Origin of the sequence: Priestia sp. AB, assembly GCF_028369225.1 — a bacterium.
Lineage (GTDB): Bacteria > Bacillota > Bacilli > Bacillales > Bacillaceae_H > Priestia > Priestia megaterium.
The window spans coordinates 432,280-445,614 of record NZ_JAQMYN010000001.1 but is presented as its reverse complement, the minus strand read 5'-3'; the positions used below and the strand labels follow the sequence as shown (position 1 = coordinate 445,614).

Annotated in this window: 11 protein-coding genes; 3 read left to right on the top strand and 8 right to left on the bottom strand. The window is 37.8% G+C overall.

Annotation, left to right across the window (positions count from 1 at the left end; translation table 11 throughout):
• Positions 1-166 precede the first annotated feature (166 nt).
• Positions 167-2,236 (bottom strand): sigma-54 interaction domain-containing protein, encoded by a 2,070-nt coding sequence (locus POF52_RS02290; RefSeq protein ID WP_013084981.1) that lies wholly within the window; start codon positions 2,234-2,236, stop codon positions 167-169.
• 175 nt (positions 2,237-2,411) lie between these two features.
• Here POF52_RS02290 and POF52_RS02285 point away from each other — a divergent pair, with 175 nt between their 5' ends.
• Entirely contained in the window at positions 2,412-2,663 is a 252-nt protein-coding gene (locus tag POF52_RS02285) for a DUF2627 domain-containing protein (RefSeq protein ID WP_013059128.1), read from the top strand.
• A 12-nt stretch (positions 2,664-2,675) separates the two neighbouring features.
• Here POF52_RS02285 and POF52_RS02280 read toward each other — a convergent pair whose 3' ends face one another.
• Positions 2,676-3,404, bottom strand: coding sequence for a glycerophosphodiester phosphodiesterase (locus tag POF52_RS02280; protein ID WP_116514846.1), 729 nt, complete (start codon positions 3,402-3,404; stop codon positions 2,676-2,678).
• A 124-nt stretch (positions 3,405-3,528) separates the two neighbouring features.
• On the opposite strand from POF52_RS02280, the gene POF52_RS02275 reads away from it, so the two are divergent.
• Together POF52_RS02275 and POF52_RS02270 are read left to right on the top strand one after the other, a co-directional pair.
• A complete protein-coding gene (locus POF52_RS02275) occupies positions 3,529-3,681 on the top strand; it encodes a YycC family protein (RefSeq protein ID WP_013059130.1) in 153 nt (50 codons plus the stop codon).
• A 311-nt stretch (positions 3,682-3,992) separates the two neighbouring features.
• Positions 3,993-5,324: a peptide MFS transporter gene (locus tag POF52_RS02270; RefSeq protein ID WP_013084983.1), complete on the top strand. Its 1,332-nt coding sequence runs from the start codon at positions 3,993-3,995 to the stop codon at positions 5,322-5,324.
• Positions 5,325-5,714: 390 nt separating this feature from the next.
• Here the strand turns inward: POF52_RS02270 and spo0A are convergent, their stop codons facing one another.
• From spo0A to dxs, 6 genes are all read right to left on the bottom strand, one after another.
• Positions 5,715-6,503 carry a sporulation transcription factor Spo0A gene (spo0A, locus tag POF52_RS02265; protein ID WP_013084985.1) on the bottom strand — a complete coding sequence of 263 codons (789 nt, stop codon included), beginning with the start codon at positions 6,501-6,503 and terminating at the stop codon, positions 5,715-5,717.
• A gap of 227 nt (positions 6,504-6,730) precedes the next feature.
• Positions 6,731-8,011: a SpoIVB peptidase gene (gene spoIVB / locus POF52_RS02260; protein ID WP_164796482.1), complete on the bottom strand. Its 1,281-nt coding sequence runs from the start codon at positions 8,009-8,011 to the stop codon at positions 6,731-6,733.
• A 182-nt stretch (positions 8,012-8,193) separates the two neighbouring features.
• The gene (recN, locus tag POF52_RS02255) at positions 8,194-9,921 is read right to left on the bottom strand and encodes a DNA repair protein RecN (RefSeq protein ID WP_016765540.1); all 1,728 of its coding nucleotides are present in this window, start codon (positions 9,919-9,921) and stop codon (positions 8,194-8,196) included.
• A 16-nt stretch (positions 9,922-9,937) separates the two neighbouring features.
• Positions 9,938-10,387, bottom strand: coding sequence for a transcriptional regulator AhrC/ArgR (gene ahrC / locus POF52_RS02250; RefSeq protein ID WP_013059136.1), 450 nt, complete (start codon positions 10,385-10,387; stop codon positions 9,938-9,940).
• A 161-nt stretch (positions 10,388-10,548) separates the two neighbouring features.
• Positions 10,549-11,376 carry a TlyA family RNA methyltransferase gene (locus POF52_RS02245; RefSeq protein ID WP_013084988.1) on the bottom strand — a complete coding sequence of 276 codons (828 nt, stop codon included), beginning with the start codon at positions 11,374-11,376 and terminating at the stop codon, positions 10,549-10,551.
• Positions 11,373-13,274 carry a 1-deoxy-D-xylulose-5-phosphate synthase gene (gene dxs, locus POF52_RS02240; protein WP_176583464.1) on the bottom strand — a complete coding sequence of 634 codons (1,902 nt, stop codon included), beginning with the start codon at positions 13,272-13,274 and terminating at the stop codon, positions 11,373-11,375. The genes POF52_RS02245 and dxs overlap by 4 nt, the downstream gene beginning before the upstream one ends.
• Between the last annotated feature and the right edge of the window lie 61 nt (positions 13,275-13,335).

Below are 13,335 nucleotides of genomic sequence, written 5' to 3'. Positions count from 1 at the left end.
CCTAAAATACATGCAAGATTTGTGCCATCCACTGCATATATTACATAATATAGCTGCTTATATCCGTTCTTACGCACAAAAAAAAATTTTTTTATTGATTCTAACGACAAATAGAAAAAAAAGAATACCTCTCTATTTATATGCAATAAATTGCACGCCATGCATTTTATTGCATGCTGTTATTTGCAAGATTGTATTTTTCCAACTTATAATACAAAGAACGCAGGGAAATATTGAGCTGTTTTGCTGTTTTCGTTCGGTTATACTCGTTTGCAAGCAGCACTTTTTGAATAAGTTCCGCTTCGTAATTTTCCATCATGTGCGCTAAAGTCTTCCCATCGAACATTACCTCTTCATTCACCTGATTTTTTTCTTTTTTGCCCTTGCCTTCAAGTGAAGGGAGATGAACAGAATCAATCATTGTTTCTGTATAGTGCATATAAATAATCGCTCTACCTAATATGTTTTCAAGCTCTCTAACGTTTCCTGGCCAATCGTATGATCTTAATGACTGTAAAGCCCGCTCTGTTACTCCTTCAACATGCCGGCCGTAATCTTGATTAATTTTTGTAATTAAGTGTGTAACAAGCGCACCAATATCCTCTTTTCTCTTCCGAAGAGGAGGTATGTGAATCGGAATTTTGTTTAGCCGATAATACAAGTCCTGTCTGATGCTTCCATCAGCCATTCCTTTTTCTAAATTCACATTCGTAGCTGCAATAACGCGAACATTCACCGGAATAGGAGTCGTTCCTCCAACGCGAATAAGCTCTTTTTCTTGAAGCACCCGAAGCAGCTTAGCCTGCATATGAGCTGAGAGCTCCCCGATTTCATCTAAAAAGATGCTACCGTTATTGGCTTCTTCAAAAACGCCGCGTTTCCCGCCTCTTTTTGCCCCGGAAAAAGCTCCTTCTTCGTACCCAAAAAGTTCGCTTTCAAGCAAGGACTCAGAAAGCGCAGCACAGTTAATCCGGACAAATTTATTAAACTTTCGGCTGCTCGCATTATGAATCGCATGTGCGAACAGCTCTTTACCCGTCCCAGATTCACCTCTAAGCAAAACAGTAGCTGGTGTTTTGGCAGCAAGTCTAGCCTGCTCAATTGCTAACTGAAACTCTTCAGATTGACCAATGATATCAGCAAATGAATATTTCGCTTCAAGCGTTCTGATAATTTGACGCGCTCTTTTGAGTTCATTTGTAAGCTCTTGAATTTCAGACATATCATGAATAACACCAACGCTGCCTTTTAATTTTCCATCAACAATAACAGGGGCAACATTGACAACCACGTCTCTTTTACTCGGACCGAGCCTCATTCTTACACCTCGAACAGGACGCCTTGTTTGCAGCACCTTCATGTGCATACTATCTCCTTCAGAAATATCGGCAGTCGCGGGCTGACCAATAATATCCGTCTTTTTTAAACCCGTAATTCTCGTATAGGCAGGATTAATTAAAATCCCTCTTCCTTCTTCATCGACAACCGAAATAGCTTCTTCAGAAGATTGAATAATAGCTTGAAGCATAGTTTGTACTTCTTTTAAGTTCGTAACTTCTTCTGCCAATCCGACAACGTCCGTAATATCTTTAAAAATCGAAAAGGCCCCAAACAGCTCTCCATTCTCGTCGAGTATTGGTATTCTAGTGGTAATTACCTTCCGTCCGCTATCTAACACAAATTCACTATTTTGATCAATCGTTTTTGTATGAAGAACATCAACAAGCTTACTATTTGGAATAACTTCATGAAGATGCTTACCAATTACATCTCTGTGTGAAAAGTTCGTCAAACGCTCGGCACTTTGATTAAATAGCGTAATATATCCATTCCTATCAATCACGACCATCGCATCATGAGCTGCGTTAAAAATAAGATCATATTTATACGATTCTTGCTTTAACCTCTGAATTAACTCTTCTTTTTCCTCCATCAGATTTGCCATAATTTCAGCAACCAATCCCGGCACTACCAGTGCATCAGCGGGTTTGCTTCTTTGCAATTGTTGAAAGACGCCTTGTTTACCTGTTGTTTCAACAATGACATCGAGCTGCTTTGTCATATAAGGCTCCCAATTCATTCCGGTTGAAATATCTTGTTCTTGCGCATGCAAAACAGCCGGCGCGTTAGCTCGTACGTCTACTACACCAATCACTTTCATAAATTCTGTTTCCAACAAGATTTTCAGAATAGCTAATCCGCCTTTTCCTCCTCCAACGATCAACACATTTTGCATATTTTTTCACCTTTTCTACTTAATATGTACATATCCCGTGCAAAATATTGCATATACCTATCATATAAAAAAAGAAACGCTCTTGACAATTTATTTAGTTCTTTTATGATTCAAGTATAACGGTTTCACAATGTAAACGCATTCATTTTAAAAAAGAGAAGCGAAAGGAGCAGTTATGGTTCGAATTATCGCACTGCTAATCTTACTTATTCCTGGTATACTCGCTGGCTATGGCATTAAACTTATGAGAGATATGATTTTTGGCATCCTGCAATCCCCGTTCCCTTCTTTATTTTTGCAATTTTCAGTCGGCCTTCTATTATTTTTAATTGGCCTTGGATTTGTTGCTGGCTTTATTCTGCACAGAGACCGCAAGCGAAACAAAGTTCAAAACAGATTTCAAAAAGATAAAAAAACATCGCATTAATGCGATGTTTTTTTACGAAAAGCGCCCCCCAAATTGCTTCACCATTTTTTCAGGATAATCAGTAATAACGGATTCACATCCATATTTACGAAGCTGCTCAGCTACTTTTACATCATTTACTGTGTAAGGTCGCACTGGAATTTGACAATCTTTTGAAGCGGCTACATTTACTTCATTCACGGTACGCTGATTAGGGTGAAGAGCTTTTGCGCCAAGATGCTGCGCATATACCCAAGGCTCATACATCGGATAAGAGTATAAAATAGCTGTTTCAATCGTAGAATCCAGAGAACCGATTCGGGCTAAGCTGTTATGATTAAAAGATGAAATCATCGTTCGGTCCTTCATCTTGTATAAATAAATTAAATCTAAAACTTTCATTTCCAAGTATGGATAGTCAAATATATTGTTTTTCAACTCAATATTTACACTAATTCCTTCACTTGAAGCCCACTCCATTACTTCATTTAACGTGGGGATTTTACATACTCCATACTTTTTTTTGAACTTGTAGCTGGCATCTAATTTTTGTAAATCTTGATACGTAAAATCTTTTACATACCCTTTTCCATTCGTCGTTCGATCTACTTTTTCATCATGAATTACAGCAAGTTCTCCATCCTTTGTCATATGCACATCAAGTTCAATTCCGTGTGCTCCAACTCTCGCTGCTTCTTTGAAGGAAATCATCGTATTTTCAGGGAACGTTCCAGCTGCGCCGCGATGACCTATTACAAACATACTTGCTCAACTCCTCTATTATCACTTATTATTAACTTTAGCATTACTTAATAGTGAAAGCACGAATTTACTGTTTATACTTTTTCACTTTCATTACTTTATATGCAAAAGGAGGTCATTGTGTATGAGACCACTGCAAATTTCACCGGATACAGCCGTAAAATTAGCGGAACAATTGAATATCCCCCTCGAGCAATTAATGCATATGCCTCAGCATATTTTGCTGCAGAAACTTGCTGAATTAAATGCGAGCGAAGATAAAAAAGGATCTGAATAACAGATCCTTTTTTCTTTTGAATTTTCATTTACAAAATAGTATTATCTTCCGACTCCATTCCCCATAACATATATTAGAATATTTAATAATATAAATGTATTTTTAAAAATGCTTTTAAATAAGTAATTTAATACTTTTTTGTGTATATTTAATTATTTTTTGATTTTTCCATATAATTTCATTGACGAAATTATTGTTTTTCTACTAAAATAAAAATACATTATATTTATTCCAGTACTTATATTCTGATTTTTTGATCAATTCAAATAAAAGAATTAAATAGTATGAGAAAAATTTAGGGGGACTTCATTATGCAAGCAGCTGTACAACACGAAAATCAGCAGCCAAATGGGTCTAGGAAAAAACACCCTCCTGGACTGTACTTATTATTCGCTACTGAGGCATGGGAAAGATTTAGTTATTATGGAATGAGAGCCATTCTAGTTCTTTATTTAACTGCTACCGCTGCTCAAGGTGGACTAGGGGTAGATAAAGCAACTGCACTGAGCTTATATGGAACATTTACTAGTGCTGTTTACATTACGCCGATGATTGGCGGATATTTAACAGACCGCTTCCTCGGAAGAAGGCTAGCCATCACTATCGGTGGTGTGATTATGGCACTCGGGAATTTTTCCATCTTTATTCATCAAAGCGTAGCCGCTTTGTATATCGGACTTGCTTTATTAATTATCGGAAACGGATTTTTCAAACCAAATATCTCCACATTGGTCGGAGATCTCTATGAAGAAAATGATCCTCGCCGTGACGGTGCTTTTACCATTTTTTATATGGGTATTAACTTTGGTGCATTTTTCGCACCGTTAGTTGTTGGATTAATGAGTTACAAATACGGATTTTTAACAGCAGCTATCGGAATGGTTGTTGGACAAATTTTATTTAACCTACTGGCTAATCGCTACTTAGGTGATATCGGGAAAGAGCCTACAGGAAAAGTTCACGCAGCGGCATCTCAAACATCAACTGCTCCGCTGTCAGCACGAGAAAAGAAAAGAACGGTTGCTATCGTTATTCTAGCCTTCGTTGTTATTGCTTTCTGGACAGCTTTTGAACAGGCTGGAAGTTCTTTAACGCTATATGCTCAAGATCAAATTAATCGTCAAATAGGTAGTTTCACGGTTCCAACAGAGTGGTTCCAATCATTGAATCCGCTGTTTATCATGATTTTAGCACCAATTATGTCACTAGTTTGGTACAAGCTCGGAAATTCAAAACGCGGTGATTTCAAAACGCCAACAAAAATGGGTATGGGACTTGTAACAGTCGGATTAGGATTCTTAATTTTAATTCCAGCCGTTATGTATACTGGTAATGACCCAGCTTTAAAAGTAAATATCCTGTTCATGATTTTCACTTACTTCCTGCACACGCTAGCTGAGCTTATGATTTCGCCAGTAGGGTTGTCTATGGTAAGTAGACTAGCTCCATTAAAGCTTGCTTCTCTTTTAATGGGCGTATGGATGGCAAGCTCTGCTGTCGCTAATAAGCTAGCGGGTGTTCTTGCATCTTATACCCAGTCTTTAGGTTATTTCGATATCTTCAGCTTAATCGGAGCTGTAACAATTGTACTTGGAATTATTGTTCTGTTCCTTTCAAAACCGATTGCTAAATTAATGGATTAAAAAAAGCAGCCTTTTCTGAAGGCTGCTTTTTTATAATTTACTTATCTATATCCCATTTAAAATATGGAGATGAATTTTTCAATGCATCTTCTAAATCTTCTTTCAAACACAAAACCCTCATAACAATTAAATAAATTATTTCAATAAAATACTCCATTATGGATATGAAGAAAAACAAGATGTACGTTCCATTAACCTCAATATTTTCACCTCTTAAAACAAAATAAAAAGACCAATGAATGAGTAAAATTCATCGGCCCTGCAGTAAAAAGTTTATTGGTTTTCAGTTTACTATCTAGTGTAAATTCCAAAAATTTATCGGCATGTACTCTGTATTACAAAAGGTATCAGCTCACTCAAAACCCCGTAATTCCAGCAGTCCTATCCCTTTCAACTCGCTTTATGTTCAAGGCGTAATTTATCCGCAACCATGGCGATAAATTCACTATTTGTCGGCTTCGCTTTTGACATGCTGACAGTATATCCGAATAATGAAGAAATGGAATCAATGTTTCCTCGGCTCCATGCTACTTCAATGGCATGACGAATGGCGCGCTCAACGCGGCTTGCCGTTGTATTATATTTTTTTGCAATATCAGGATACAGTACTTTTGTAATCGACCCAAGCAGCTCAATATCCTTATATACCATTGAAATGGCTTCTCTTAAATACAAATAGCCTTTGATATGAGCAGGTACACCAATTTCGTGAATGATGCTCGTAATGCTTGCATCTAAATTTGCTGGTTTGCTGTCGCGATGTGAACGCATGGAAGAAGATGAACGTTGCATAAATGAAGATGTTTGTCCGCTAACTTGACGAATATGATTCACTAAGTTTTCCATATCAAACGGCTTTAGAATAAAATAAGCAGCTCCTAAATCAACCGCTTTTTTCGTTACGTCTTCTTGCCCAAATGCTGTTAGCATAATGACATTTGGATAATTTTCTTTTTTCATTTCTTTTAACTGACCTAAAACTGCTAATCCATCTAGATGCGGCATAATAATATCTAATACAAGAACATCCGGATCTTTATCTTTTAAAATGGATAAACACTCTTGTCCATTGTAAGCTACTCCGATTACTTCCATGTCTTCTTGCTCTGAAATATAATCTTCAAGCAAACCAATTAGTTCCCGATTATCATCAACCAAGCATACTTTAATTTTTTTCAATGCAGCTTCCTCCTCAGTCCTTTATGTTATACGTCGTTTCCTACGTGTCTCTATTCTTTATTCTAAAGGACAAATTCGACAATGCAACATTATTTCCTTTATTTTTTTAGAAAAAAGTCTTTTAAATGGAATTTATTCGATTTTCTCTTATTTTCTTTGTTTTTCGACGTTTTTCTCTTACATTTACGACAATAATTTTTATCAAAAAAAGCGAACTAATGACAACATTAGCTCGCTTTTTTTCGATTATTTTTATAAATATCGATTCCTGCTTCGTTAAGCATCCATTCAATATGGACACCGTAACCCGAGGTAGGATCATTTACAAAAACATGGGTAACCGCTCCAACGACTTTACCGTTTTGAATAATCGGGCTCCCGCTCATTCCTTGAACAATTCCACCTGTTTTCTTTAGCAATTTAGGATCTGTAATTTTAATAACCATTCCTTTAGTAGCCGGAAACTTTTGAGGTATAGTACTCATAATTTCAATATCAAATTCTTCTACTTGATCATCATCTACTACCGTTAGAATTTTAGCCGGTCCTTCTTTTACTTGATGAGATAGGGCTATTGGCATTGCTTTATCCATTATTCCGTTTTCCATCGTTGAAGACAATTTTCCAAAAATACCAAAAGGACTATTTCGTGTAATATTTCCAATGATTTGTCTATCTTCGGAAAACCTTGCTAGCTTTTCACCGGGAACGCCGTTAGAACCTTTTTCAATTGATGTAACGGTCGAACGGACAATTTGTCCATCTTCTACTACGATTGGCTTTTTTGTATCCATATCTGAAATAACATGACCTAACGCGCCATATTTTTTAGATTTTGGATCATAAAAAGTCATTGTGCCAATTCCTGCAGCTGAATCACGGATGTATAAACCGATTCTGTAAGCATAATCTTGCTTATCTTTTAACGGATACAGCTTAGTGTCAAACTGCTTTTTTTCTCTTAAAATATGCAGATTTAATGGTTCACCCGTTTTTCCTGCCTGCTGAATAAACGGTGTAATATCACTCATTTTTTCAATGGTTTTACCATTAATCTTCGTAATCATATCTCCAACTTGAATACCCGCAATTTCGCCAGGAGATCTTTTACCTTTTGTTGTATCTACTTGATGATAGCCTACAACAAGAACACCTTTTGAATTTAATTTCACACCGATTGATTGGCCACCTGGAATGACTTTAAAATCAGATAATACCTGTACGTCTACACGCTTTACAGGAATACCGGCCAAATGAAGCATCAACTCTTCTTTGCCTACTTGTTTGCCTGCTACGGTCAGCTTCGCCTTGTTACTTGTTACATCGTAAACAGGTGATGAAGCTTCTACGCTAAGCGGTAATGTCGTATTAATTTTTTCTTTTTGCTGTTCAAATAAGACGATTTGTTTTGGAATGTGTATATATTGTTGCACAACTGGAATAAATCCTACAAAAATGAACGAAACAAGGAGAATCGCACCAATTATATGTCTGTATCGATTTTGCATGTTTTCACTCTCCTCGCTTCCTCGCCTAAATGGCTACACATTTAATTTAGCCTTCTTAGAGCGCATTTATAACAGAAGTTCAGAGAAAAATGAAAAGAAGTGCAAGGAAACATTTTCAGTTCCTCCATTTTGTATAAAAAAACACCTTTAACACATACTGTTACGTGTTAAAAGGTGTTTTTTTAAATGGTGTGCTTCATCTTATCCGCTAAATCTAAAAGCTCTTTGGCATGTTCCTTTGTTAAGCTTGTAATTTCAGCTCCTGCAATCATTCGACCAATTTCTTTTACTTTTTCATCAAGAGTTAATGGAAGAACAGACGTCGTTGTACGATCACCTTTTATCTCTTTAGCAATAAAGAGATGAGTATCTGCCATCGCTGCTACCTGAGGCAGATGAGATATACAGAGAACTTGTGAATCAACAGAAATAGCATGTATTTTTTCACCGATCGATTGAGCTACTCTTCCACTTACGCCTGTATCAACTTCGTCAAAGATAATGGACGTCACGCCTTGATGCTTAGAGAAGATGCTTTTTAACGCCAGCATAATTCTTGACAGTTCTCCTCCTGATGCTACTTTTGCCAGAGGCTTTAAAGGTTCACCAGGATTGGTAGAAATATAAAATTCTACGTTGTCAATGCCGTCTTTGGTGAATTTTATTCTTTCTCCATTTACTTCAACGTCATTTTTACCTGCATTTACAACAGAGAATTTAATTTGAAATACAGTCTTAGCCATATACAGTTCTTGAAGCTCATGATGGATGCTGTCCGTTAACTCTTGAGCAAGTTTTTTTCGAATAGCTGAAACGTTATTAGCTTCTACTAATAAATCCTGTGCTACACTGTTTAACTCTTCTTTGATCTTGCTCACATGCGTATCTCGATTTTCAATACGATCAATTTCATCTTCAATTTGTGCTGCATATTCTAAAATTTCATCTACACTTTGACCGTATTTACGCTTTAAGTGATTAATTTCATTTAAACGCGCTTCAATAAAGTCTAAGCGTTTGGGATCAAATTCTAATAAATCAAGCTGCTGACGAATTTTATAAGATGCGTCTTCTAGCTGATAGAAGCTCGATGAAATGATCTCAGAAATTTCGGCATAGTTTTTTTCCAGTGACGAAATATCCTCCGTATGATTCATTGCTACACCGACCCAATCTAAACCTTGGTGTTCACCGTGCAGCGCATTGTACGCATCGTTTAGCGACGTATAGATCTTTTCAAAGTTAGAAATCTTCAAACGCTCTTCATTTAGTTCCTCGTCTTCGTTCAGCTGCAAATTTGCCGCTTTGATTTCATCTAATTGAAATTGAATAAGATCGAGGCGATGTGCCATCTGCTGTTCATTTTCAGTTAATTGATCGAGCTGCTTTTTTAGCGATGTATACCTAGAAAATACCTCTCGATACTCCGTCAAAGCCTCTTCTACTTTTTCTCCTCCATATTGATCAAGAAGAGTTAAGTGACGATCTTGATTCATTAAATCTTGGTGCTCATGCTGTCCATGTATATCAATTAACGTCTGTCCAACTTCACGTAGGATAGCTAACGTTACGAGCTTACCGTTGATGCGGCAAATACTTTTCCCATTTGTAGTGATATCTCGGCGAAGCACAATCATTCCATCTTCCACTTCCAAACCGACTTGTTTGGCTTTTTCGTGACTCGGATGCTGTTCTTCATCAAATAAGAAAAGTCCTTCAATTTCGGCTCTGTCTGTTCCGTGGCGTACAAACTCCGAAGAGCCTCTTCCACCTACTAACAATGAAATGGCATCAATAATAATCGATTTCCCCGCTCCTGTTTCGCCTGTTAATACCGTTAAGCCTTTTTCAAATGAAACAGAAAGTTCATCAATAATCGCAAAGTTTTTAATGGATAATTCAGCTAACAACCTGCTTCACTCACCTTTATAACATTTCTAAGAATCGGTCTGATATAATTTGCGTATCTTCAGGAGTACGGCAAATAATCAAACATGTATCGTCTCCACAAATTGTTCCTAATATTTCATCCCAGTCCAAATGATCAATTAATGCGCCAATCGCATTTGCATTTCCCGGTAATGTTTTCATCACCAACATATGCCCCGCTGAATCAATTTTTACAAATGCGTCCATAAGAGAGCGCTTTAACTTTTGTAAGGGATTAAAACGCTGATCTGCAGGCAAGCTGTATTTGTATCGACCGTCCATCAAAGGCACTTTGACTAAGTGCAGTTCTTTAATATCACGAGAGATTGTTGCCTGTGTTACATTAAAACCTTGGTTTTTTAAAATATCTACCAATTCATCCTGTGTTTCAATATCATTATTCGTGATAATATCACGAATTTTAATATGTCTTTGCCCTTTATTCATGTTGGCACCTCACATTAATATGTAATCTTCTTTTTGTTTTGTTGTTTATAAGTCTTTCACTAATTAAGTATCATAATGTGTTCAACTTGATTATGCACCTTTTGTATAAAGAGTCATAATCAAATCGCCAATGCTAAGTCTTTGCTTAACATTGGCCATTATTACTTTTTCTCTTTTAACGTCTTATGTGCTTCTTCGACTACTTCGCTCACAGTAAGCGGAGCTTGATTTTCACCAAGTTCACGCTCGCCTTTCCAGCGCAGGTGGAGAAGAAATTCGATATTTCCATCTCCTCCCGTTATCGGTGAATACGACATGTTATATACATCGTATCCTTGACGAAGCGAGAAATCCACCATGCCTTGAAGAACTTCTTCATGTACTTTTGAATCACGCACGATTCCTTTTTTCCCAACTTGCTCTCTTCCAGCCTCAAACTGTGGCTTAACGAGCGCAACAACATCGCTGTGTGGAACAAGAAGTGTTTTTAACACAGGAAGAATGAGTCTTAAGGAAATAAATGATACATCAATAGAAGCGAATTCAGGCAAGCCTCTTGATAAATCAGCTGGCGTCACATAACGGAAATTGGTTCGTTCCATTACTTCTACTCGTTCATCTTGACGAAGCTTCCAAGCTAGCTGATTATAGCCTACGTCTAGCGCATAGGACATCTTCGCTCCATTTTGAAGCGCACAATCAGTAAAGCCTCCAGTAGAAGAACCAATATCAATCATGATTTTATCCGCTACATGGACATTAAATTCTTTAATCGCTTTTTCAAGCTTAAAGCCGCCTCTGCTGACGTAAGGCATCACTGCACCTTTAATTGTCAGCGGCGTATCGCGTTCAATTTTCTCTCCCGGCTTATCCAAACGGACTTCATTCGCATAAACAAGTCCTGCCATCACTGTACGCTTTGCTTTTTCTCTTGTTTCAATCAAACCTCGTTCTACTAATAATACATCTACTCGTTCTTTTTTTGTCACTTAACTTCAAGCCTCTTTTGTGTTGGTGTTACGAGTTTTTTAACTCGATTTATAATCTCTTCTTTGGTTAAGCCAATTTCTTCTAAAAGTTTTGTTACGCTGCCGTGCTCGATAAAGCGATCTGGAATCCCCATACGTTCAACGCGCGTATCATAATAGCCGTGCTCTGATGCAAACTCTAACACCGCGCTTCCAAAACCGCCTTGAAGTACCGCTTCTTCTACCGTAATCACAGGCTTACTAGTTTGGAAAATCTCATGAAGCATTTTTTCATCCAACGGTTTAATAAAACGAGCATTTACCACTTTAACGCTGATTCCTTGCTTCTCAAGTTCTGCTGCTGCATCCATCGCCATTGAAATCGTTGTACCAAACGTTAAAATGGTTGTATCTGAACCTTCTTTTAATACGTCCCATGTACCGATCGGAATGTTTTTCAATTCTGAATCTAGTTCAACACCTAATCCGTTTCCTCTAGCATAGCGCATAGCAATCGGACCTTCTTCATAAGTCAAAGCAGTGTGAACCATGTGCTGGCCTTCATTCTCGTCTTTTGGCATCATAATAACAATGTTAGGCAAATGACGTAAGAATGCAATATCAAACACGCCTTGATGCGTTTCACCATCAGCACCTACTAGCCCAGCGCGATCAATCCCAATAAATACATTTAGCTTCTGACGGCAAATATCATGAACCACTTGATCGTATGCACGCTGTAAAAACGTAGAATAAATAGCTAAAAAAGGCTTCATATTTTGAGTTGCAAGACCCGCTGCCATTGTTGTTGCATGCTGCTCTGCAATCCCAACATCAAACATGCGATGCGGAAACTCTTTTTGAAATGCTTCGAGTTTTGAACCCACAGGCATTGCTGGCGTTACAGCTACAATGCGATCATCTTCCCTAGCCATCTTCAATACCGTATCACTTACTAGTTTACTCCAAGCAATCGGAACATTTTTGTCTTTAATAAAGTCACCGGATTCAATTTTGTAAGGGCCCGTACCATGCCATGCTCCGCTTTTATCGCTTTCCGCCGGCAAGTAGCCTTTCCCTTTTTTCGTAATAACGTGAATCAGCACCGGACCTTTTGTTTTCTTTGCATATTGTAACGTTTCCAATAAATCATCATAGCTATGGCCATCAACTGGGCCTAAATACGTAAAGCCAAGGTCTTCAAAGAACATGCCTGACACGACCATATACTTTAGACCATCTTTTACACGTTCTGCCGTTGCCGCAAGCTTACCGCCTACTGCAGGCACTTTTTTCAGCAAGACTTCAAGCTCATCTTTTACCCAGTTGTATTTGCCTGCCGTGCGCAAACGTCCTAGAATACTGTGTACAGCCCCCACGTTAGGAGCGATAGACATTTCATTGTCATTTAAAATAACGGTCATATCCGTTTGCTCGTGCCCGATGTGGTTAAGCGCTTCAAGAGCCATACCACCTGTTAAAGCTCCGTCACCAATGATGGGAACAATATGAGCTTTTGTTTTTTGCAAATCTCTTGCAGCAGCCATTCCCATTGCGGCTGAAAGAGATGTAGAACTATGTCCCGTTTCCCATACATCATGTTCACTTTCGTCACGCTTTGGAAAACCGCATAATCCTTTATATTGACGGATTGTATCAAACTCTCCCGCTCGTCCTGTTAAAATTTTATGGACATACGACTGATGCCCCACGTCCCATAAAAATTTATCTTTTGGGCTGTCGAACACTTTATGGAGTGCAAGCGTTAACTCAACAACCCCCAAATTCGGCCCTATATGACCACCAGTTGCAGAAAGCTTTGTAATTAAAAAACGACGAATCTCTTCACTTAGTTCTTCTAATTGTGTTACTGACATTTTCTTTAAAAACTCAGGATTTTTTATCGTTGTAAGATCCAAGGTGGATCACTCACTTTCGTACTTGTTATAAAGTTACCTTAATACATTGTCTATTGTTTTA